Origin of the sequence: Chitinophaga alhagiae (genome assembly GCF_003568665.1) — a bacterium.
Classification (GTDB): domain Bacteria; phylum Bacteroidota; class Bacteroidia; order Chitinophagales; family Chitinophagaceae; genus Chitinophaga; species Chitinophaga alhagiae.
In genome coordinates, this window is sequence record NZ_QXMH01000001.1 from 2,283,149 (window position 1) to 2,305,006 (window position 21,858).

At 54.6% G+C, this 21,858-nt stretch carries 19 protein-coding genes; 14 read left to right on the forward strand and 5 right to left on the reverse strand.

The features are described 5' to 3' along the window. Positions 1 to 38: 38 nt before the first annotated feature. The gene (gldB, locus tag D3A97_RS09330) at positions 39 to 1,070 is read right to left on the reverse strand and encodes a gliding motility lipoprotein GldB (RefSeq protein WP_119078087.1); all 1,032 of its coding nucleotides are present in this window, start codon (positions 1,068 to 1,070) and stop codon (positions 39 to 41) included. 20 nt (positions 1,071 to 1,090) lie between these two features. Between gldB and D3A97_RS09335 the strand changes: the two genes are divergently transcribed. The 9 genes from D3A97_RS09335 to D3A97_RS09375 all read left to right on the forward strand — a co-directional run bounded on the left by D3A97_RS09335 (position 1,091) and on the right by D3A97_RS09375 (position 11,014). Continuing rightward, positions 1,091 to 1,816, forward strand: a complete 726-nt coding sequence (locus tag D3A97_RS09335) for a porin family protein (RefSeq protein ID WP_119078088.1) — start codon at positions 1,091 to 1,093, stop codon at positions 1,814 to 1,816. A gap of 189 nt (positions 1,817 to 2,005) precedes the next feature. After that, on the forward strand, positions 2,006 to 3,676 hold the full coding sequence (locus D3A97_RS09340; RefSeq protein ID WP_119078089.1) for an NAD+ synthase: 1,671 nt from the start codon (positions 2,006 to 2,008) through the stop codon (positions 3,674 to 3,676). Between the two features lie 43 nt (positions 3,677 to 3,719). Beyond that, entirely contained in the window at positions 3,720 to 5,000 is a 1,281-nt protein-coding gene (serS, locus tag D3A97_RS09345; protein WP_119078090.1) for a serine--tRNA ligase, read from the forward strand. Between the two features lie 100 nt (positions 5,001 to 5,100). After that, the gene (locus D3A97_RS09350; protein WP_157986442.1) at positions 5,101 to 5,397 is read left to right on the forward strand and encodes a c-type cytochrome; all 297 of its coding nucleotides are present in this window, start codon (positions 5,101 to 5,103) and stop codon (positions 5,395 to 5,397) included. A 61-nt stretch (positions 5,398 to 5,458) separates the two neighbouring features. Further along, positions 5,459 to 6,007, forward strand: a complete 549-nt coding sequence (locus D3A97_RS09355; protein ID WP_119078092.1) for a GNAT family N-acetyltransferase — start codon at positions 5,459 to 5,461, stop codon at positions 6,005 to 6,007. Next, entirely contained in the window at positions 6,007 to 7,050 is a 1,044-nt protein-coding gene (locus D3A97_RS09360; RefSeq protein ID WP_119078093.1) for a M48 family metallopeptidase, read from the forward strand. The genes D3A97_RS09355 and D3A97_RS09360 overlap by 1 nt, the downstream gene beginning before the upstream one ends. Positions 7,051 to 7,060: 10 nt before the next feature. Then, positions 7,061 to 8,137 (forward strand): HesA/MoeB/ThiF family protein, encoded by a 1,077-nt coding sequence (locus D3A97_RS09365; protein ID WP_119078094.1) that lies wholly within the window; start codon positions 7,061 to 7,063, stop codon positions 8,135 to 8,137. A 212-nt stretch (positions 8,138 to 8,349) separates the two neighbouring features. Beyond that, a complete protein-coding gene (locus D3A97_RS09370; RefSeq protein ID WP_119078095.1) occupies positions 8,350 to 9,795 on the forward strand; it encodes a DUF1800 domain-containing protein in 1,446 nt (481 codons plus the stop codon). A 19-nt stretch (positions 9,796 to 9,814) separates the two neighbouring features. Further along, the gene (locus D3A97_RS09375; RefSeq protein ID WP_119078096.1) at positions 9,815 to 11,014 is read left to right on the forward strand and encodes a DUF1501 domain-containing protein; all 1,200 of its coding nucleotides are present in this window, start codon (positions 9,815 to 9,817) and stop codon (positions 11,012 to 11,014) included. Positions 11,015 to 11,233: 219 nt separating this feature from the next. Here D3A97_RS09375 and bla read toward each other — a convergent pair whose 3' ends face one another. Next, positions 11,234 to 12,157 carry a class A beta-lactamase, subclass A2 gene (gene bla / locus D3A97_RS09380; RefSeq protein WP_119078097.1) on the reverse strand — a complete coding sequence of 308 codons (924 nt, stop codon included), beginning with the start codon at positions 12,155 to 12,157 and terminating at the stop codon, positions 11,234 to 11,236. A gap of 103 nt (positions 12,158 to 12,260) precedes the next feature. Here bla and D3A97_RS09385 point away from each other — a divergent pair, with 103 nt between their 5' ends. Beyond that, entirely contained in the window at positions 12,261 to 13,181 is a 921-nt protein-coding gene (locus tag D3A97_RS09385; protein WP_119078098.1) for a S1C family serine protease, read from the forward strand. A 73-nt stretch (positions 13,182 to 13,254) separates the two neighbouring features. Here D3A97_RS09385 and D3A97_RS09390 read toward each other — a convergent pair whose 3' ends face one another. The 3 genes from D3A97_RS09390 to D3A97_RS09400 form a co-directional block, all read right to left on the reverse strand. Beyond that, on the reverse strand, positions 13,255 to 13,764 hold the full coding sequence (locus D3A97_RS09390; RefSeq protein ID WP_157986443.1) for a hypothetical protein: 510 nt from the start codon (positions 13,762 to 13,764) through the stop codon (positions 13,255 to 13,257). A 22-nt stretch (positions 13,765 to 13,786) separates the two neighbouring features. Beyond that, the gene (locus D3A97_RS09395) at positions 13,787 to 15,844 is read right to left on the reverse strand and encodes an OPT family oligopeptide transporter (RefSeq protein WP_119078100.1); all 2,058 of its coding nucleotides are present in this window, start codon (positions 15,842 to 15,844) and stop codon (positions 13,787 to 13,789) included. 146 nt (positions 15,845 to 15,990) lie between these two features. Next, positions 15,991 to 17,697, reverse strand: coding sequence for a peptide MFS transporter (locus D3A97_RS09400; RefSeq protein WP_119078101.1), 1,707 nt, complete (start codon positions 17,695 to 17,697; stop codon positions 15,991 to 15,993). 198 nt (positions 17,698 to 17,895) lie between these two features. Here D3A97_RS09400 and purD point away from each other — a divergent pair, with 198 nt between their 5' ends. The 4 genes from purD to D3A97_RS09420 all read left to right on the forward strand — a co-directional run bounded on the left by purD (position 17,896) and on the right by D3A97_RS09420 (position 21,831). Further along, entirely contained in the window at positions 17,896 to 19,176 is a 1,281-nt protein-coding gene (gene purD / locus D3A97_RS09405) for a phosphoribosylamine--glycine ligase (protein ID WP_119078102.1), read from the forward strand. A gap of 153 nt (positions 19,177 to 19,329) precedes the next feature. Then, positions 19,330 to 20,352 carry a rod shape-determining protein gene (locus tag D3A97_RS09410; protein ID WP_119078103.1) on the forward strand — a complete coding sequence of 341 codons (1,023 nt, stop codon included), beginning with the start codon at positions 19,330 to 19,332 and terminating at the stop codon, positions 20,350 to 20,352. A gap of 67 nt (positions 20,353 to 20,419) precedes the next feature. Beyond that, positions 20,420 to 21,325, forward strand: coding sequence for a rod shape-determining protein MreC (gene mreC / locus D3A97_RS09415; protein WP_157986444.1), 906 nt, complete (start codon positions 20,420 to 20,422; stop codon positions 21,323 to 21,325). Then, positions 21,322 to 21,831 carry a rod shape-determining protein MreD gene (locus D3A97_RS09420; RefSeq protein ID WP_119078105.1) on the forward strand — a complete coding sequence of 170 codons (510 nt, stop codon included), beginning with the start codon at positions 21,322 to 21,324 and terminating at the stop codon, positions 21,829 to 21,831. Before mreC ends, D3A97_RS09420 begins: the two co-directional genes overlap by 4 nt. Positions 21,832 to 21,858: the final 27 nt, after the last annotated feature.

Genomic DNA, 21,858 nt, shown 5'->3' on the forward strand with positions numbered 1-21,858 from the left:
CTGTTTTAACAGCTTCTTCCAAAAAGCGCGGCCCTTTACTACGGCCTGTACTTTGCGCCGTTGAATATGGCGGTGGCATCACGCATATTCATCAACTTTTCCAGTGTAACATCCGGGTGTTTTTTCATGAAGGCCTGCACAATGCGGTACCCCGCAAACGCGCCTACCTGCCCCGGCGCTTCCGCCGGCAGCCCCTGCGTGCTGGGCCCTTCTCCGGTATAACGCATCACCTCCTGCCAGTCTGCCGTATATAACAATTTGTTCTGTACAAAGTATTGCCAGACCATCTGTTCGTTCCCGTCACAAAACGCCAGCTGCGCTTTCGTATAGCCCAGCCTGATATGCTCCGGTGTTCCCGGCAGTACCATTTGCAGGAAATATTGCTGCCTGCCCAGGCTGATAAAGCGTTCTATCAGCTTGGCGCCTTCTTTTTCAGCCGGGGCGTAGTGCTGCTCCAGCACCTTCATCACATTCACGGGAATATATTCCGGGGTGAATTTTCTGACAATGTAATCAGGGTAGTCAGGCAGCATGCGGTAAATGGAGAAATCCGCGCCCATGTGCATATCCAGCCCTATCCCCACCAGGGAGTCTACCGTTACCGCGCCGTAGTTGCCGATGGCTGAAATGAAGCTGACCACTTTGGGCGCCTCAAATCGCGGGAGGTAATATTTGGCGAGGCGGAATGCCTGCGTAAGCTCCTTTTCCAGCGGGGCCGTGTTGGAAAAATGCGCTTCCACGGAATCTTGCAGCGCGCGGAAATCTTTATTGCCCACAAATTGCCGCACCAGCTCCGCCATGGCCTTGCTGGTATCCGAAAAAGGCCCCAGGCCCAGTATCTGTGAAAAATAAGTAGGGGTAAAGCCCGGAAAACTGTCACGCAACAATTGAATGCCCGCCAATACGTTATTAGTGTCTATCCGGAAAAGGTGTTCGTCAAACCGCTGGATCTTTACCTGTATGGGGATGTGGCTTACATCGGGCACTTTGGGCCCGGCGTTGCAGCCGGCCGCCAGCCAGCCCGCGAATAAAATGCAGTACAGGATGTTTTTTTTCAGGTAATTTCGCATCGCCTATTAAAACTTTAGAAATGGTAAAAATATTGCATCAACGCTTATTATCGAAATCTTTCATGTTCCTGTTCGTATTAACCGCCATGGGCATCAGCGCGCAGGCGCAAACGCTCAGCGAGCGGGTGTCTGACCGGGCGGGGCGTAAAATGCGTTTCGGTTTCAAGCTGGACCCCGGCGCTTCCATGATGCGGCCGCAGGAAGAAGGCGTAGCGCGCAACAGCGGCCGGTTCTACTTCAGTTATGGCGTAATGGCGGATTTTTTCCTGGATGACCAGGGTAACTACGCCATTGCTTCCGGCCTGCAGGTAAGCGCCATGGGCAGCGTGCTGAAATACGAGACCGGCAAAGGCCTTTCCGCTTTCAAGAACGCACCCAGTGAATACGACCTTCGGCTTACCTATATCGAAATACCTTTTACCCTCCGGCTAAAAGCGGATACGCAGAACGGCCTGGCCGTATGGGGCCAGTTCGGCGGGTTTGCCGGCTTCCCCATAAGGGCCAGGGCCAATGTGATCAGCGGCCTCACGCCTTTCAACAAACAAGACGTGCTGCGCGATATCAACCCCCTCAGCGCTGGCATGATCATTGGCGGCGGCGTGGAGTACCCGCTCACGGAAACGCTGGTAGGCGTGGTAGGCTTCAACTACCAGAACGGTTTTATTGACGTAACCCGCAACAGCAAGTGGGACGACGGGCGGGTGAACATGAACAATTTCATCTTGCGGCTGGGGATTTATTTTTAGAAACGCGCTGGTGCTCATGCTGAAATTGCCTTTAAAGGGAAAATTTGGTAAATTCGCTATATGAGATTCATGAGATTTCTTTCCCGGTAACCTGCTGCTGCATACTTCCCAGGTCCCCTGGTGGGTGGAACAGCATGTTATACAACCCTTATACCGCTAAAAATTCTCATTTCCCCTTAACTTTGCCGGATGAACATCTTCCTAGCCCAGCAGAACTACCACATCGGCAATTTTGAAGCGAACACGGCCAAAATAATAACCGCCATTCAACAGGCGGAGCAGCAGGGGGCCGAGCTGGTGGTGTTCTCGGAACTATGCATCTGCGGGTACCCGCCCAGGGACTTCCTGGAGTTTGATGATTTTATTGCGAAAAGTTACGCCGCCATAGACGAAATAAAGGCCCATACCCATAAAACCGCCGTGCTGGTGGGCGCCCCCCACCGCAATCCCCTCCCGGAAGGCAAAGACCTCTTTAACGCGGCCTGGTTCCTTTACGAAGGCCAGGTACAGCAGGTGATACACAAAACGTTGCTGCCCACTTACGATGTGTTTGACGAGCACCGCTATTTTGAACCGGGCTTCGAGTGGAAGGTAGTGCCTTTCAAAGGGAAAAAGCTGGCCGTAACGGTATGCGAGGATATCTGGAACCTGGGAGACAATCCCCTGTACCGCGTGTGCCCTATGGACCAGCTGATGGAGCAGCAGCCGGATGTAATGATCAATCTTTCCGCCTCCCCGTTCGACTATGATCATGACGAGAGCCGGAAAGAGATCATCCGCGCCAACGTGCGAAAATACCGCCTGCCCATGTATTACTGCAACACCGTGGGCTCGCAAACAGAGATCGTGTTTGACGGAGGCTCCATGATATTTGACGCGCAGGGCAACATTGTGCAGCAACTGCCTTTCTTTGAAGAAGCCCTGGGCGGGGCAGACCTGGATGCGCTCCCCAAGGCCGGAGAAGGCCCTGTGGTACCGTTTTCCGGTACTTCAGACATTGTTGCCCTGGAATTTGAGCATAACATTCACCGCATACACGCAGCGCTCATTTTAGGCATCCGTGACTATTTTGGCAAGATGGGCTTCAAACAGGCCATCCTCGGTTCTTCCGGCGGGATAGACAGCGCCGTTACCCTGGCCCTGGCCGTGGAAGCATTGGGGAAAGACAACGTGCGGGCCGTGGCCATGCCCTCTCCATACTCCACGGAACACTCCGTAGATGATGCCGTAGCGCTTTCCCGCAACCTGGAAAACCCGTTCGACATTATCAGGATCAACAAGATCTACGACTGCTTCCTGGATACGCTGGACCCCTTTTTCCATGGCCTGCCGTTTAATGTGGCGGAAGAGAACACCCAGTCGCGCATACGGGGCAACCTGCTCATGGGGCTGGCCAACAAGTTCGGCTACATCCTGCTCAACACGTCTAACAAAAGCGAACTGTCAACCGGCTACGGCACCCTCTATGGAGATATGGCCGGCGGGCTGGCGGTGCTGGGAGACCTGTATAAAATGCAGGTGTATGCCCTGGCGCGGCACATCAACCGCCATAAGATCATCATCCCCCAAAATATCATAGACAAAGCGCCCTCCGCGGAGCTGCGGCCCAATCAAAAGGACAGTGACAGCCTGCCGGACTATGCCGTGCTGGACAAAATACTGTACCAGTACATTGAGCGCCGCCAGGGGCCCCGTGAAATTGTGGCGCAGGGCTTTGATGCCGCGCTGGTGGCCCGTACCCTCAAAATGGTGAACACCAACGAGTATAAGCGCAACCAGTTCTGCCCCATCATCCGCGTATCGTCCAAAGCCTTTGGCGTGGGCCGCCGCGTGCCTATTGTGGGGAAATATTTGAGTTAAGGGAATAAGCCCGTTATCTTTGTCGAAATTCAACAGGAATTACATGTTACAGGTACAATTTATCCGGCAGAACAAAGCGCTGGTACTGGAAAGGCTGGGCATCAAGAATTTTAAGGATGCCGCCGCCGTAGTGGAAGAAGTGCTGGCGCTGGACGATCAGCGCAGGAAACTGACACTTGATTATGACGAAACACAGGCAAAAATAAATACCGCCTCCAAAGAGATAGGCAAGCTGATGGCTTCGGGCAACAAGGCGGACGCCGAGGCCCGCAAGCAGGAAGTGGCTACCCTGAAACAGGCGCTGGGCCCCATTAATGAGTCACTGATAGCCACCGAAAAGCTGCTGCACGATACCCTGGTGAAGCTGCCCAACCTGCCCGGCCCCAAGGTGCCCGCGGGCAAAACGCCGGAAGACAACCTGGAGGTAAGAGGCGGCGGCCAAAAGCCGGTGCTGCCCGGCAACGCCGTGCCGCACTGGGACCTGGCCAAACAATATGACCTGATAGACTTTGAGCTGGGCAACAAGATCACCGGCAGCGGCTTTCCCGTGTACAAAAAGCAGGGCGCCCGTTTGCAGCGCGCCCTGATCAGCTACTTCCTGGACTTTAACACGGCCGCCGGCTACGATGAAATGCTGCCGCCCTACCTCGTGAACGAAGCCTCCGCCTACGGTACCGGCCAGTTGCCGGACAAGGAAGGGCAGATGTATTTTGTGACGGAAGATAATTTTTACCTCATACCCACAGCCGAAGTGCCGGTGACCAATATTTACCGCGACGAGATATTGAAAGAAGCGGACCTGCCGGTGAAAATGACGGCTTACACGCCCTGTTTCCGCCGCGAGGCCGGTTCTTACGGCAAAGATGTAAGAGGCCTCAACCGCCTGCACCAATTTGAGAAGGTAGAGCTGGTACAACTGGTAAAACCCGAGCAGTCTTACGCCGTGCTGGAAGAAATGGTGGCGCATGTGGAAAAACTCATCCTGTCACTGGGCCTGCCCTACCGCATTTTGTTGCTGTGCGGGGGCGATATGGGCTTTGCTTCCGCCCAGACCTATGATTTTGAGGTATATTCCGCCGCGCAGGACAAATGGCTGGAGGTAAGCTCCGTATCCAACTTCGAGAGCTACCAGACCAACCGCATGAAGGCCCGTTATAAAGACAGCAACGGCAAAAATCAGCTGTTGCACTCCCTGAACGGCAGTTCCCTGGCGCTGCCGCGCATCATGGCCTGCCTGCTGGAAAACAACCAGTTGCCAGATGGCATATTGCTGCCGGAAGTGCTGCACCGGTATTTCGGGTCAGACCGTATAAGCAACGCCTAAACGAACGCCGGCGTATTAAATATTAAAGCGTACAAGGCAATCTTGTACGCTTTTTGATTTTTTGCACTATTATTGTTATTAAGGTCTTAAAATGCAAATTATGAAAACACTTGTTTCTGTTTTTCTGATGGCCATCCTGCTGTGGGCCTGCTCTCCGGGGCTGAACCCCAACAACACGGCAAAGGTGGAGGAAGCCTTCGCAAAATATGAGGATGCTGAGGGCAAAACTGTTTTCCGCGACAAATGCGCCAAATGCCATGGTTACCGCCTGCCGGAAACCCGCACGGCGGAAAAGTGGCCGAAAACAATAGACAAGATGGCCCCCAAGGCAAAGCTCACGGAAGATCAGAAAGCCGCCGTGCTGGCTTTTGTGACCAAATACGCCAAAGCGTCCTGAGTGTGCCCTGACGAAATTGTACAGGCGGCTTCTTCGGCCGCCTTTTTTTATATTTGTAACAATGCTCCACTTTCTCCCAAATGGTAAACAACTGGTGATCCGCCGCCCGCAGGTGGCAGACGCGGCTGCCTGCCTCAAATGTTTTCAGCAGCTGGCGGAGGAAACGGATTTTCTCCTGTACACGCCGCAGGAAGCCTGGGCATTTGACCTGAAAAAGGAAGAGAATTTTATACAATCCTACCTGAAGCATCCTGACCACCTCTTCCTGGTGGCGGAGGTGGAGGGCGAAGTGGTGGGCAGCGTAAGCCTCAACCAGGGCAATTTTGCAAAACAGCACCACCGCGCCATGCTGGGCATTGGCGTACTGCACAGCTACTGGAACATGGGCATCGGCCGCCGGCTGCTTACGGCCGCCGTGCGCTGGGCGGAGGCCCATCCCAAAATTGCCATCATACATTTTGAAGTGCTGGCCACCAACGAAAGGGCCATTCAGCTTTACCGCAATTTTAACTTTGTGGAACACGGGCGCATACCCAACGGCATCCGCCAGCCAGACGGGCGGCTGGTAGACCTGGTGGCCATGAGCAAACAGATCAAACCTGTACACTAATGAAAACCTACGAAGGAATATACAGTTACAACTCGCCTGACAGCGCGCAGAAATGCCTGGTAACAGTTACGGATAAACGAATAGAGATACACCTGCGCGATGCGCAAGGCAACCCCCGCGTAGTGTACTGGTATTGGTACAATGTAGTGCAGGGAGATCATGCGCTGCACCACACCGGCCAGCCCCTGCAAACGCTGAAAGTACCTTCTTTTGAATTTCAGGACGCGGTGGCGCAGCAAATGAAAAAGCCCCGGCGCCGCGGCGTGCCGGCGGTGGCCATGGCGGTAGGCGGTACCATACTGGTGGCGCTGGCCTTGCTGGCCGCGGCTTATTTCTGGCTGGTGCCATACCTGGCGGGGCGCATGGCCAATGCCCTGCCCGTGGAGTATGAAATAAAATTCGGAGAAAAGGCCTATCAGTCAATGATCGGGGAGTTCAACATAATGCCCCGTGAAACGGCGCTGGCAGACAGTTTTTTCCAGGCACTGCAGATCCCCTCCAGGTACCCGGTGTCCGTTACCGTGGTAGACGAAGCGCAAACCAACGCCTTTGCCGTGCCCGGCGGCCACATTGTGATATTCAGCGGCCTGCTGCGGCAAATGCAACACCCGGAAGAACTGGCCGCCCTGCTGGCGCATGAGTACTCCCATGTGGAATTGCGGCATACCACCCGCTCGTTGTTGCAAAGCCTGGGCACGTACGCGCTGGTGAGCCTGCTATTGGGCGATCTTTCCGGCGTGGAAGCCGTGCTGGTGCAAAACGCGCATGAGCTGAAAGGGCTGGAATACTCGCGCCGGCTGGAAAAAGAAGCGGACCTCAACGGGCTGCAGTTGCTGCATGCCCGCCGCATTAACGGAGAAGGCTACATCTGGCTGTTCGGCACCCTCAAAAAAGAGGCCGCCGCCGCGCCTTCCGAGTGGCTCAGCAGCCACCCTGACCTGGGCACCCGCATCCGCTATGTACAGGCGGCGCTACAGGGAGATGCTGCCGCTGCCACGCCGGCCGCATTGGCCCGCCTCTGGGAACAGATAAAAACGAATTAAACAGTGCTGTATGAACAGATATGACAGGCAAATACGCCTTGATGGTTTTGGCCCTGCCAGGCAGGAGCTGCTGAAGAACGCGGCCGTACTGGTAATTGGCGCCGGCGGGCTGGGAGTACCCGTGCTGCAATACCTGGCGGCCATGGGCGTGGGCAAACTGGGCATTGCGGAGGCAGACAAAATATCCGTTACCAACCTTCACCGCCAGGTGCTCTATCAAACGCAAGACGCCGGCAAACCCAAACTGGACGTAGCCATAGAGCGGCTTGCCCTGCAGAACCCGGACGTTACCTTTATACCGCACCCCACGTTTATCACGCCGGGCAATGCGCTAGACATGATGGCCGGTTATGATGTGGTGGCAGATTGTTCAGACAACTTTGCCACCCGCTACCTGGTGAGCGATGCCTGCGTAATATTGGGCAAACCCCTGGTATACGGCGCCATTTACGGCTTTGAGGGCCAGGTAAGCGTATTCAACTATAAAGGCAGCGCATCTTACCGCTGCCTCTTCCCCGAGCCGGGCGTTGCGCCTGATTGCAATACCGTAGGCGTATTAGGCGTACTACCGGGTATTATAGGCTGCTACCAGGCTAACGAGGTGGTAAAGGTGATCTGCGGCATAGGGGAGCCGCTGGCCAACCAGTTGCTGGCCATCAACATTCTTGACAATATGCACCAGGTATTCACTTTTCAGCCGGTAGCGGAAAACTTCCGTATCAGCCAGCTGCAAAACAGTTACGAAGAAACGGCCTGTGCAGCCCGGCAGGTAGCGGCGCTCAGCGTGCAGGAACTGCAGCAATGGCTGCAGGAGGGCCAGGATTTTCAGCTGCTGGACGTGCGGGAAAAAGAAGAATGGGACGTGTGCCATATTGAAGGCGCCCTGCACATTCCCATGCGCCGGGTGGAAGCCGCCATGTCTGGCCTGCCACGCCAGAAACCCCTCGCCATTATCTGCCACCATGGAATGCGCAGCCGCACTATAGCGGAACTGCTGTTGCAAAACGGGTTTACCAATGTATACAACATTACCGGCGGCATACATGCCTGGGCGGCGGAGATAGATGACACCATGGAGATGTATTAAAAAGGTTTAAAAGATTGCCCCTGTGTACCCCTTTTTATGGGGCGTACAATTGCGAATACGGCCTCAGCTACCTCGCACCACCGGCATTACAACCGTTCCCATTGTACCCCGCTTTCCGCTCTGGAATGAATTTTGTACCTTTTTGTGGCAAACGGTACCATGCTGTTTAAACTTTCCTTATATATCACCGTCTTACCTTAAATTTTTCTTTTATGGCCGCTGTTCCCGAGCATAAACAACTACAACACCTGGGGTGGAGAGCCGGTTTCGGGGAAAACCCCCTTGTTATCCAGGCCTGGTCAAAAAAAAGGCGCAAAGAGGTAGTGCGTAAGATCATTATGGGGCCGCAAGCCGTTCCCGAGCCTGTGAAAGTGGTAGATGAGACCGACCTGCCTGACTACCGCCGCATCCGCAATATGGGCGCCGAAGAGCGCAGGATGGTGCAAAGAATGAATACCGATGGCATCAAGGACCTGAACGTACTGTGGTCTCATGCCATGATCAACAGCCAGCACCCGCTTCGGGAAAAAATGGCGCTGTTCTGGCACGGGCACTTTGCCTGCCGCACGCAAAACGTGCTGTTCAACCAGCAGTTGCTGCAGGTGGTACGAGAGCACGGGCTGGGCAACTTCGGCACCCTGCTCACGGAAGTATCCAAAAGCCCCGCCATGCTGGCCTTCCTCAACAACCAGCAAAACCGCAAACAACGGCCCAACGAGAATTTTGCGCGCGAGGTGATGGAGCTGTTCACCATGGGCCGCGGCAACTATACGGAAAAAGACATCAAGGAGGCGGCGCGCGCCTTTACAGGATGGGGGTACGATGAAATGGGCCAGTTCAGGTTCCGCAAGAACCTGCACGATGAAGGCAGCAAGACCATCCTGGGCAAAACAGGTAATTTCCAGGGAGATGATGTGATCAAAATATTGCTGGAACAAAAACAGACCGCCAAATATATTACTACAAAGATCTACAAGTACTTCGTGAACGAGGAGCCGGACGAGGCTGTTATCAGCAAGCTGGCAGACAAGTTCTACGGTTCCGGCTACGACCTGCGGGGGCTGATGCAGGAGATATTCCTGGCAGACTGGTTTTATGAAGAACGCAATATCGGCAACCGCATCAAATCACCGGTAGAGCTGCTGGTGGGGCTGCGCAAAACAGTGCCCATGCAATTTGAGCAGGAAGAGGCTATGCTGGTGTTTCAGCGCGTAATGGGGCAGGTGCTGTTTTACCCGCCCAACGTAGCCGGCTGGGCCGGTGGCCGCTCCTGGATAGACAGCTCCAGCCTGATGTTCCGCATGCGCGTACCGCAGATCATTTTATACTCGCAGGAGTTTAACGTTCGCCCCAAGGAGATCACCCCGGAAATGGGAGAGGGGCAGAACTATAAAATGACCATGCAGGTAAACGAGTTCCTGAAAAAGCAATACGCCCGCAGGGTAAATGCCAGCATCAACTGGGACCCTTATGTGGCGGCTTTCAAGGACGTGCCGCGCGAGCAGCTGGCAGACCAGATCGTACAGTCATTGCTGCTGAAAAATACATCGGTCAGCAAGGAACTGCTGGAAAAATATTCAGACAGCTCCAGCCGCGAAAACTATATTAAGACCGTGACCATTGACGTAATGAGCACGCCGGAATACCAATTGTGTTAAACAACGAAACCTTATTACAATGTTGATTCACAGACGCCGTTTCTTACAAGTAGGCTCCCTCGCATCAGCCAGCCTGATGCTGCCGAAATTCCTGAAAGCCATGGAAAAGGGCGAATTGGTGCCCCCCGGCAACAAAGTGCTGGTGGTAGTGCAATTGTCTGGCGGTAACGATGGTTTGAATACCGTGATCCCTTACCGGAACGATATTTATTATAAAATGCGCCCCACCCTGGGCATCAGGCGCGAGGCCGCGCTCTCGCTGAATGATGAGCTGGGCATCCACCCTGCGCTGAAGAGCTTCAAAGCGCTGTATGACGATGGTTCGCTGGGGGTGCTCAACAGTGTGGGATACCCCAACCCCGACCGTTCCCACTTCCGCTCTATGGACATCTGGCAAAGCGCCAGCGAATCCAAGGACTATTGGAGCACCGGCTGGCTGGGCCGCTACCTGGACGCACAATGTAAAGGTTGCGACAAACCCACACAAGCGCTGGAAATAGACGATACATTAAGTCTTGCCCTGAAAGGAGACGCCGTTAAAGGCCTTGCGCTTACAGACCCGCAGCGTTTGTTCGGCGCCAGCAACGACCGGTATTTTAAAGAACTGCTGGCAAAGAAAAAGCACGATGAAGAGCACCAGAACGTAGACTACCTCTACAAAACCATGGCGGAAACCATTTCGTCCGCGGCCTACATCCAGCAGCAGTTCAGGACTTACAAAAGCAAGGAGCGGTATCCTCAAACGGAGCTGGGCAAGAACATGAAAACCATTGCCGAGCTGATCATGACAGACATCAATACTTCCGTGTATTACGTGTCCCATGGCAGCTTTGATACCCACGTAGGGCAACAGAACCAGCAGCAGCGCCTGTTTGAGCAACTGAGCGATGCACTGCAGACTTTCACTGCGGACCTGAAAAAGAACCACCGCTTCCAGGACGTGCTGGTGATGACCTTCTCCGAATTTGGGCGCCGCGTGGGGCAGAATGCCAGCGGCGGTACAGACCATGGTACGGCCAACAACATGTTCCTGATAGGCGGCGGCCTGCAGCAGCAGGGCGTGCTCAATGAAGGGCCAGACCTGCAAGACCTCAAGGAAGGAGACCTGCAATATAAGGTAGACTTCAAGAACGTGTACGCTACCCTGCTGAAGAAATGGCTGGGGGCAGATGACCAGGCTATATTGAAGAAACAGTACGAGTACCTGAATTTTATATAAATCGAAAGAGGCTGTCTCAAAAGTTCGAGACAGCCTCTTTTTATCCGGGTACCTGACGGAGAAGATTTTCGTGCAGAAGATTCTCAGAGGGTTTATTTTGCTTTTGAGACAACCTCTTTCGTTCAACCCGTTTACTGGCCCGGCCGGCAACATAAGCACGCTACGTGCCGATGCACCTGTGCTGAACTATGGCAGGCGCGGGGTTCGTATACTTAGTTCCTACTGCACTTTGGGCCGCTGCAGCTCATAATCATAGATCAGCTTCGTGATCTTTGCTATCACCCCTTCCCTCGTGGCCTCATCTGCCCGGGAATTTGTTATAAACACCGTAATAGCCAGTTTTTGCCCGCCGGGCATAAAAATGATGCCCGCATCGTTGGTGGCGCTGGTTACGCCATCGCGCGTGCCGCCGGTACCTGTTTTATGCGCCACTACCACGTCTGGCGGCAGCAGGCCTTTGATGCGCCGGGGGCCGGTAGAAGTTTCGATCATGATCTTCCAGAGAAAATCATTACTGGTTTTGGTGAGTACGGCGCCCTTGTTGAGCACGTCCAGCAGTTGCACCATGGCCGAGGGGTACGCCCAGTTGGAGAACTGTACGTCCCACGCGGAGGCCATTTTGGCTTCGCTGGCGGCAATGTTGATATCGGTGATGCCCAGGCTGCGCACATAGTCATTAATGGCCGCTTCGCCGCCCGCCAGGTCTATCAGGATGTCACAGGCAATATTATCGCTTTGGGATACCATCAAGGCCAGCAGTTCAGACAGCGGCTTGTCCATATTGCCTTTGGGGAATGAATCCCGCAGCGGGCTCCAGGTATCTGGCACCATCCATTTTTGGTGAATGTAAATGGGCTGGTGCAATTGCAGCTTGCCTTCGTCTACCTGGTGCAGGATGGCCATGGCAATGGGGAACTTGAACACGCTGTGCATGGGGTAACGAACGCTGTCCCGGTACTGGAGCAGGGGGCCGCCGTCCAGGTTGCGCGCCGCCACGCCTACCTCGCCGCCGGCCGCTTCGGCAATACCGGCAATTTGCCGGTAGAGGGAGTCTTCCGTATAACCACCGCCTGTAGCGCCCTGCTGGCAGGCCGTGGTGGCCATCATGCATACCACCACCGCAGATATCAATGTATATTTCATGCCCCAATTTACGGAAGGCCGGCCAACACAACGCTGTCAAATTGACAATTTTCAGGAGTGGCTTGTTTTGTGCAACAGGTACCTTACTAAAGAAGGAGGTAACATGGATGCTTATTCAACCATCATCCATCAGGCGGTAGAGGCCGCCGGCAGGTCAGTTGTTAAAATAGAACGGCTGGATGTCCAGGGAAAGGTAACCGGTACCGGGTCTGGATTCTTTTTCTCTTCAGACGGTTATCTTTTCACCAACTCGCACGTAGTGCGCAACGGCAGCGCTTTTAACGTAATGCTGCATGACGGCAGCGTGTACCCGGCCACGCTCACGGGCGAAGACCCGGATACGGACATCGCCATTTTAAAATCCACCGCGTATGACTTCCAGGTAGCCCAGCTGGGGCATGCAGATGCCTTGCAGATAGGCCAGCTGGTAATTGCCATCGGCAACCCGCTGGGTTTTCAGCATACGGTTACCGCCGGTGTGGTAAGCGCCCTTGGCCGCTCGCTGCGCAGCGAAACCGGCCGTACCATGGAAGGGCTGATACAGACAGACGCCGCCCTCAATCCCGGCAACTCCGGCGGCCCGCTGATCAACTTCAGGGGAGAAGTGGTGGGTGTAAATACGGCCATGATCCGCGGGGCGCAAGGCCTGTGTTTTGCCATCAGCATTGATACGGCCCGGCTGATTGCGGCGGAGCTGATGCAGACCGGCAAGGTAACCCGCGCGCACCTGGGCCTGCTGTTGCAGCAGGTGAACCTGGTGCCCAAGCTGCGCAGCGGCCTGGAGCTGAAAAACAAAACGGCCCTGTTCGTAACCGGCGTGGAGCCGGGCAGCCCGGCCAGCAAGGCCGGCATTGCGGACGGAGATATTGTGGTGTCTTTTAATGACGTACCCGTGGAGACTTCGGACGCGTTGTTCCGCCTGCTTGACAGGGAAAAGATTGGCCAGTTCCAGTTCATCCGGGTGATCAGGCAAAGCCGGCTGGTGGAGTTGAGGGTTACGCCGGTGGCGCGGAAGGCGGCTTGAACTTGGGAAACCGTGCAGCTTAAAACGGGAAAGGCGCCTTTTGGGGCGCCTTTCCCGTTTTTTATAGCAACCTTTACGGAAACTTCTTGTAGATCATCTTGAAATACCCGTCGTTCACGGCCTTGATGGAGCCATCCGTCATATTGACGAGGTTGCCGGAAAACTCGCCGATGGCCAGGGAATCATACACCTGGTGTATCACCACGGTAATGTTGCCGTAATTATCATCCGCCACCAGCCGGTCTCCCGTAGCTTTTTCTTCCAGGAACATGGCCGTACCCCCCATCATGTTGGAGTATACCCCCGGTGTGATCTGCGGCTGCTCGCTGAACACGCGGATGTTGATCACATCCTGCCCGTAGCTGTAACCCGCCACCAGCAACTGAGAATAATCGTTGGCCGGGTCTGCGTCTGTAAGGTCTCCGGGCATGTAGTACGCGCTGTTGCGCTGCTCTGACAGCAGCACGCCATTGTCCAGCTTGAAAGAGATGAATTTCCGTTTCGGTTCCACCGCATCGTCAGAGCAGGCGGTGAGCAGCATCAGGCCGCATAAAGCCCCCATCAGGGAGAATTTTCCTGGCATAGGAAATATGTTTTATATCCGTTTACAACTTGTCTATGGATGTTTGTTTTTGCCTGCCAATGCGGTACAGCGTATACCCCATGGCCGCAAAGAACAGTACGCCCAGCACCTGGTAGCCACCGTGGCCCAGTGCGGCTGCCAGCCCCGCTTCTGCATTTACTTTGGCAAGGCCGCCGGAAACGCGTTCATTGACAGATAAAATGGCCACAATTACGCCCGCTACAGCGCCGCCTGCTACCAGGCCGGTGGCAAAAAGGTTGCCTTTGCCCAGCTCTTCCTCTTCAGCGGTCAGCTTTACGCCGGAGCGTTTTTGCTTCCATTCCACTATGCCGCGTATCAAACCTCCAATAAATATCGGCAGGGTGGTAGACAGCGGCAGGTAGGCGCCCACGGCGAAAGATAGTGATTTTACGCCACAGAGTTCAAGGGTAATGGCAATAAACACGCCTACCAGCACAAACTGCCAGTCCAGGTTGAAAGACAGGATGCCTTTAATGAGCGTGGCCATCAGCGTGGCCTGCGGGGCGGCGTACTTTTCAGTGCCAATGGCGTGTTTGATCCCCTGGGCCGTCATTTCCGCGGTAGGGGTGTCAAGGATGTGTACCGTCCACCCGATGACGAGGGAGGATACAATGGCGCCAATGAACAGGGCTATCTGCTGGTTGCGCGGCGTGGCGCCTACAATGTACCCTGATTTCAGGTCTTGAGACGTGGCGCCCGCGTTGGCGGCGGCAATACAGATCATGCCGCCTACCACCAGGGCCATGGGCTCAAATACTTTGCCCGTCCACCCTACCGCAATAAAAATAAGGCAGGTGCCCATAATGGTGGCAATGGTCATCCCGGAAATGGGGTTGTTGCTGCTGCCTATCAGGCCTACAATACGGCTGCTCACGGTAACGAAGAAAGCCCCGAAGATCACCACCAGCAAACCTATCAGCAGCTTGTTCCAGATAGACTCGCCGGGGAGCTGGGGCAGCAGGGCCATGAGCAGGATGAGCGCCACGCTGCCAATGATCACGAATTTGAATGAAATATCTTTTTCCGTTCTGGGCACTTCTCCTTCTCCGCCTTTCTCTTTGAGAGAGCCAAGGCTGTCTTTGAAAGAAGAGATAATGGTGGGAATGGTTTTCATGAGGGTGATGAAGCCGCCCGCCGCTACCGCGCCCGCGCCTATCTGTTTTACATAGGCCTGGTAAATGGCGGCTGAATAGTCGCTGAACGTACGCGTTACAGGGTCCCAGGCGCCGCTGCCGCCTGCTGTATCTAGGTTGGCCAGCAGGCCCAGCTTCACCAGTTGCGCGGCTATGACCTCTCCCGGTATCAGCGATGCCAGCAGCGGGATCAGGCACAGCCATGCCAGCACCCCGCCGGCTACCAGCACCCCGGCTATCTTAGGGCCAATGATGTAGCCAACGCCCATATATTCCGGCGTGATCTCGCCGCTTATTTTGGCGGAAGGGAAGATCTTGTTGGCCTGTTTGGTCATAAAAGCGGGTGTTTCGGCAATCACGTGAAACACCTTCTGCAGCATGGCATAGGCCAGCGCAAAGCCCAGCCCCAGGAAGGCCGTTTTGGCAAATTCCCCGCCTTTTTCCCCGGCTTTTAACACGGAGCCGCAGGCGGTACCTTCGGGGTAGGGCAGCGTATCATGCTCCTTTACGATCAGGGAGCGCCGCAGCGGTATCATCATGAGGGTGCCCAGTATACCCCCGAAAATGGCCAGTATCAATATGGTGATGTAGTCAAAATAATTGTCGCCCCCGCTGTCTGCGGACAGGAAGAGAAAGCCCGGCAGGGTGAACACCACCCCGGCAGCAATAGACTCGCCGGCGGAGCCGGTGGTCTGGATGATATTGTTCTCGAGAATGGTGGTTTTGAAGAACTTGCGCCCCAGCGTAATGGCAATAACGGCAATGGGGATAGAGGCGGATACGGTGAGGCCCGCTTTCAGGGCCAGGTAAACGGTGGCCGCGCCAAAGATCACACCGGCAATGCATCCCAGCAGGATGGACTTCAGCGTTAGCTCTTTCATTTTTATGTCAGGCGCAACAAAAGGTTTGAATTTGGTTTCTGCCATAAGAGGGAGGTTGTCAGCAATTTGTTGTTTTGGAATAACAGGTGCGGCGGGCGCCCGGCCCTTGGTACACTACCTAAATATAGTGTTTTTTAATGGTGCGTAAATAAATAAAGATGCGGGGTTGTGGCGCCCCGCATCTTTATTTACTATTGTGCGTTCATCATTTTCTGCAACTGCCTGGTGATCCCGAACAGGATGAGGGAGGCCACGCCGGCCATGCCCACAAACAGCATGAAGAACTCAAAGAGGTTGCTCATTTGGTAACCGAGGAATACGGTGGTTTTGCCCGGTTCCGGGTAGAGGGCGCTCAGCTCTCCGGCCAGTTTGTTGGCAATGGAGTTGGCCAGGAACCATACGGCCATCAGCAGGGAGGCAAATTTGGCGGGTGCCAGCTTGTTGACCAGCGCCAGGCCTATGGGAGAAAGGCAAAGCTCGCCCCAGGTATGCAGGGCGTACATGCCTATCAAGTACATCATGGTCACCTTCACACCGGGCTGTACGTCTTTCACGCCGAAGGCGATCACCAGGTAGCCGATGGCTAGCAGCAGCAGCCCCCAGGCCATTTTGGTGGGAGAGGCCGGCTCGCGTTTGCCGAGTTTCAACCACAGCCAGGCAAAGAAAGGCGCAAAGGTGACTACAAAAATGGAGTTGAGAGACTGAAAGGTGCTGGCCGGCAGTTCTTTCAGCGGAATGCCGCTTTCTCCGCCCGCATACAGGGAAATGTTGAGATAGAGCAGGTAGGCCGCTGCCGCTCCCAGCAAGGTGTAAATGATGACCCGCACGCCGGGAGGGTCTGTTTGCAGGTTGGCCTGCGCGCGCCTGAAGGCTTTATAGATCAGGTAGATAAGACCTGCGGACAACAACGAAATGAGCCACAGGGGGATGTTCCAGTTCAGTTCCCGGTTGGTTTGCTCGTCCGCAAAAAAGGTGAGGGAAGCGCCGGCCTGCTCAAAGGCCGTCCAGAAAAAGATCACGAAGAAAGATACGATGAACACTACCGCTACTTTTTTCTTTTCCGCCGTGGTGAGCTTTTTATCCGAGAATATCATAAAGGCGATGGCCACCACCGCCAGCAGCAGCAGCCAGGTCAGGAAAGGCACTACTTTGGCGTCAATATACAGCATGCCTATCATGGCGCAGGCCATGATGAACAGGCCGAGATATACCAGCACCGCCTTGCCCTGTTTGGCCTCTGCCGGCGGCATGCCCAGGGGGCTGCCGTCTGGCCGGCGGATGTAATGGTCTTTCAGCCAGCGGAAGGTGATCACGCTCAGCGTCATGGCTATGCCGGCGGCCAGGAAAGACCATTTGAAATCTGCCGGGTTGCCGGTATCGCCTACGGCGCCGCAGATAGCGGGCCCCAGGGCGCCGCCCACGTTAATGCCCATGTAAAAAATGGTGTAGGCCGCATCTATCCGCCGGTCTCCTTCCGGGTACAGCTGCCCTACCATGGAAGAGATGTTGGGCTTGAAGAAGCCGTTGCCGGCAATCATAAAGCCCAGGCCGGAAAAGAAAAGGAAAGTAGAAAGGTCTTGCGAAGTATTGTACACCGAGGCGCAGCCGAACAGGATGAACTCCCCGATGGCCATCAGCAGGCCGCCGATGATGATGGAGCGGCGGTTGCCCCAGAAACGGTCTGCCACAAAACCGCCGATCAGCGGCGTGAGGTAGGAAAGACCGGTATAGCTGCCGTACAGGCTGGATGCAAAGGCCTTGTCGAAAGCCAGCGCCTTGGTAAGGAATAAGACCAATATGGCCCGCATGCCATAATAGTTGAAGCGTTCCCACATTTCCGTGGCAAACAACACGTACAAGCCCTTAGGATGGCCTGGCGAGGCTGACTTCGCATTCATAAATGGTTAGTTTAGATTAGCTGTTTTTCTCACAATAAGCAGTGCTCAACAAAAAATTAGGGCGGAAAGATAAAGAAAATCAGCATCCCGCATCAAAAAACTGGCTTTTTTGGCCTTTCTTTGCAAAAATTTTCCGGGCGTGCCACTTACCCGTAGTATGTACCGGATTCCCCTCATAATATTACGTCTCAATCCATTATGAACATTTTACTCTTAGGTAGCGGCGGCCGGGAACATGCCCTGGCGTGGAAATTGTCACAGAGCGCGGCATGTTCAAAATTATTCATTGCCCCCGGCAATGCCGGTACGGCGGCGCACGGCGCCAACGTGAACATCGGTGTGAGTGATTTTGAACAGATCAGGGCTTTCTGCATAGAGAACAAGATAGACCTGCTGGTGCCGGGTTCCGAAGAGCCGCTGGTAAAGGGTGTGTATGATTTTTTCAAGGCAGACGCCGCCCTGCGCCACATACCGGTAATGGGCCCCTCTCAGGCCGGCGCCCAGCTGGAAGGCAGCAAGGCCTTTGCCAAGCAGTTCATGCAGCGGCACAACATTCCCACGGCGGCTTACCGGGAGTTCAGCGAAGAGAATTTTGAAGAAGGCGTAGCCTACCTGCGGCAACACAGCCTGCCCATTGTGCTCAAGGCAGACGGGCTGGCCGCCGGCAAGGGCGTGGTGATCACCAGCTCCCATGAGGAGGCGGTGGCCGAGTTTGAAGAAATGATCAAGGCCGCCAAGTTCGGGGACGCCAGCAAAAAGGTAGTGGTAGAACAGTTCCTCACCGGCATAGAGCTGTCCGTATTTGTGCTGACAGATGGCCAGCATTACCAGGTGCTGCCCACCGCCAAAGATTACAAACGAATTGGTGAAGGGGATACCGGCCTGAATACCGGCGGCATGGGCGCCATTTCTCCCGTGCCTTTTGCTACAGACGCTTTCATGCAACTGGTGGAAGACCGCATCATACGCCCTACGGTAGAAGGTTTGGCTAAAGAGCAGATCATCTACCATGGCTTCATCTTCTTTGGCCTCATCAAGGTGGAAGGGGAGCCTTTTGTAATTGAGTACAACTGCCGCATGGGAGACCCCGAAACGGAGGTAGTGGTTCCCCGCCTGCAAAACGACCTGGTGGAGCTGTTTGAGGCGGTGCAAAGGCAGGCGCTGAATACGGTAGCGGTGTTTGAAGACCCCCGCGCCGCGGCCACCGTGATGCTGGTGAGCCAGGGCTACCCCGAGGCGTATGAAAAAGGGAAGGAGATCACGGCCATACCCGCTCCCGCGCGTGACCAGCTGGTGTTTCACGCGGGTACCAAAGCGGAGGGCGGCAAAGTGCTGACCAACGGGGGCCGGGTGCTGACGGTAACATCTTTGGCAAGCGATTTGCAGCTGGCTCTCGCTCATTCCAAACAAACGGCGGAGCAGATACAATTCGAGGGCAAGTATTACCGTAGAGATATTGGATATGAATTTGTTAGCTGACAACTTCGTACAGGGTTCACGGATAGAGAAAATATGCAAAATGTAACTGTCTGCACTTTATTCCGGAATCCGCTTGAATAATCCAATAATTGCATCGTATATTCGTTAGAATTATTCATTTTTGCATTCAAATATTTTTGACCGTATCAAACAATGGGCTTCTTTAACTTTTTAACGCAGGAGATTGCAATAGACCTTGGAACAGCCAATACGCTGATCATTCATAATGACCAGGTGGTGGTAGACGAACCTTCCATTGTGGCCATAGAAAGGGCCAGCGGGAAGATAGTGGCGGTTGGTAAAAAGGCGATGATGATGCACGAGAAAACGCATGAGTACCTGCGTACCATCCGTCCCCTGAAAGACGGCGTGATAGCTGACTTCAATGCCGCGGAGGGCATGCTCCGGGAGCTGATCAAGATGGTGTACCCCAAGAAGCCGTTATTTGCCCCCAGCTGGAAAATGGTGATCTGTATCCCTTCCAGCATTACGGAAGTGGAAAAACGCGCCGTGCGTGACTCCGCGGAGCAGGCGGGCGCCAAGGAAGTATACCTGATCCATGAGCCCATGGCCGCGGCCCTGGGTATCGGCATAGATGTGGAAGAGCCTGTGGGTAACATGATCATTGACATAGGCGGCGGTACCACCGGTATTTCCGTGATAGCCCTGGCCGGTATTGTGTGCGACCAGAGTATCCGTATTGCCGGTGACGAGTTCACGGCAGACATCATGGAGGCCCTGCGCCGCTACCACAGCCTGCTCATCGGTGAAAGAACGGCGGAGCAGATCAAGATCCAGATCGGGTCCGCCCTGAAAGAGCTGGACAACCCGCCGGACGATATTCCCGTAAACGGCCGTGACCTGGTGACCGGTATCCCGAAACAGATCATGGTGTCTTACCAGGAAATTGCCGAAGCGTTAGACAAATCCATCTTCAAAATAGAAGAGGCCATCCTGAAAGCGCTGGAAACAACGCCGCCGGAGCTGGCATCCGATATTTACCGCCGCGGCCTTTACCTCACCGGTGGCGGCGCCCTGCTGCGCGGGCTTGACAAACGCCTGTCCCAGAAGATCAAACTCCCCGTTCACGTGGCAGATGATCCGCTGCGTGCCGTGGTAAGAGGCACCGGTATTGCCCTGAAACACATCGGCAAGTATCCTTTCCTGATGCAATAAAACTTAGTACAGCCCTCTGCAGCCCCGGCCGCAGAGGGCTGAAACCGGAATCCAAGACTCGAATCAAGTGCGAAATCTGATCATTTTCTTAAGGCGGTATTTCAACTTCTTTCTGTTTCTGCTGCTGGAAGTGATTTGCTTTGTATTCGTGTTCCGCAACAACAATTTCCAGCGCACCGTATACCTCAATTCCTCCAACGGTATGAGCGGCAAGTTATACGCCCGGTATAACGACGTGCAGTACTATTTCCACCTCAAAGCCACAAATGACAGCCTGGTGAAAGAGAACCTGCGCCTGCACGGCGAGCTGGCCTCCAGCTTTGACGTGCGGGACACTACCGCCTTCATCAAGCTGGATACCCTTCGCAAATACAGCAACGATACCATGCGCAAGCTGCTGAGCACCGAGGTACGCAAGTTCCTCTACCGCGAGGCCAAAGTGATCAACAATTCCGTGAACCGGGAGATCAATACCATCACCATCCGCCGGGGCAGTAAAGACGGCATCCGCCCCAACATGGGCGTAATAGGCCCCAATGGCGTGGTAGGCGTGGTGCGCAGCGTAAGCGAGAACTACGCCGTGGTCATTTCCATGCTGTACAAGTCCAGCGGCGCCACCACCGGCAGCAACTTCGGGTTCAGCGCCAAGCTGAGAAGCAGCGGAGAAATAGGCACCGTGTACTGGAACGGGCGCAATGCCGCCATCGGCCAGATGAGAGACGTTCCCCGGAGCGCCAAACTGCACAAGGGAGATACCGTGATCACCAGCGGGTTCTCCGCCGTATTCCCGGAAAACATGGCCATCGGGTACATCGATACCTTTTACCTGTCAGACAAGTCCAGCACTTCGTACGACATCCGGGTGAAATTTGCCACTAACTTTTACAACCTGCAATATGTGTATGTGATCGAAAACCTGCTGCGGGACGAGCAGACCAGGCTGGAAGACTCTACACGCAACCTGCTGAAATGAGCGTACTGTTAAAAAATATCATCCGTTTCGTATTGCTGATACTGTTCCAGGTGTTAGTGCTGGACCAGATACTCATACACCAGCTGGTAAACCCTTACCTGTACATGCTCTTCATCCTGCTGCTGCCTTTTAACCTGCCCCGCCCTGCCTTGCAGCTGCTGGGTTTTTTACTGGGCATTACGCTGGATATGTTTTCGGATACCATGGGCATTCATGCCGCGGCCTGCGTATTCATTGCGTACCTGCGCCCCTTTGTGCTCAACATCCTCTCGCCCCAGGGCGGCTTTGAGGTGACCCAGCGCACGCCCTCCGTTACCAGCATGGGCCTGTCTCAGTTTGCCATTTATGTATCAGTGCTCGTGCTGCTGCACAACATTGCCTATTTTTGCCTGTCTGTTTTCAGCTTTGCCGATCCCCTGTACCTGTTGATGAAAATATTGCTGTCTACAGCCGCCAGCCTTGTGCTGGTACTGATTTACGAGTTGCTGTTCTTCAGCAGGAAATGAGCGTATAATTATTTAATTTCGATACCT

Coding starts and splice junctions, on each gene's coding strand:
- D3A97_RS09365 (WP_119078094.1), top strand. CDS start 7,061: ATGAACAGATATGACAGGCAAATACGCCTTGATGGTTTTGGCCCTGCC.
- bla (WP_119078097.1), bottom strand. CDS start 12,157: ATGAAATATACATTGATATCTGCGGTGGTGGTATGCATGATGGCCACC.
- gldB (WP_119078087.1), bottom strand. CDS start 1,070: ATGCGAAATTACCTGAAAAAAAACATCCTGTACTGCATTTTATTCGCG.
- D3A97_RS09355 (WP_119078092.1), top strand. CDS start 5,459: ATGCTCCACTTTCTCCCAAATGGTAAACAACTGGTGATCCGCCGCCCG.
- D3A97_RS09410 (WP_119078103.1), top strand. CDS start 19,330: ATGGGCTTCTTTAACTTTTTAACGCAGGAGATTGCAATAGACCTTGGA.
- D3A97_RS09400 (WP_119078101.1), bottom strand. CDS start 17,697: ATGAATGCGAAGTCAGCCTCGCCAGGCCATCCTAAGGGCTTGTACGTG.
- D3A97_RS09395 (WP_119078100.1), bottom strand. CDS start 15,844: ATGGCAGAAACCAAATTCAAACCTTTTGTTGCGCCTGACATAAAAATG.
- D3A97_RS09335 (WP_119078088.1), top strand. CDS start 1,091: ATGGTAAAAATATTGCATCAACGCTTATTATCGAAATCTTTCATGTTC.
- D3A97_RS09390 (WP_157986443.1), bottom strand. CDS start 13,764: ATGCCAGGAAAATTCTCCCTGATGGGGGCTTTATGCGGCCTGATGCTG.
- D3A97_RS09375 (WP_119078096.1), top strand. CDS start 9,815: ATGTTGATTCACAGACGCCGTTTCTTACAAGTAGGCTCCCTCGCATCA.
- D3A97_RS09385 (WP_119078098.1), top strand. CDS start 12,261: ATGGATGCTTATTCAACCATCATCCATCAGGCGGTAGAGGCCGCCGGC.
- serS (WP_119078090.1), top strand. CDS start 3,720: ATGTTACAGGTACAATTTATCCGGCAGAACAAAGCGCTGGTACTGGAA.
- D3A97_RS09420 (WP_119078105.1), top strand. CDS start 21,322: ATGAGCGTACTGTTAAAAAATATCATCCGTTTCGTATTGCTGATACTG.
- D3A97_RS09360 (WP_119078093.1), top strand. CDS start 6,007: ATGAAAACCTACGAAGGAATATACAGTTACAACTCGCCTGACAGCGCG.
- D3A97_RS09340 (WP_119078089.1), top strand. CDS start 2,006: ATGAACATCTTCCTAGCCCAGCAGAACTACCACATCGGCAATTTTGAA.
- D3A97_RS09370 (WP_119078095.1), top strand. CDS start 8,350: ATGGCCGCTGTTCCCGAGCATAAACAACTACAACACCTGGGGTGGAGA.
- D3A97_RS09350 (WP_157986442.1), top strand. CDS start 5,101: ATGAAAACACTTGTTTCTGTTTTTCTGATGGCCATCCTGCTGTGGGCC.
- purD (WP_119078102.1), top strand. CDS start 17,896: ATGAACATTTTACTCTTAGGTAGCGGCGGCCGGGAACATGCCCTGGCG.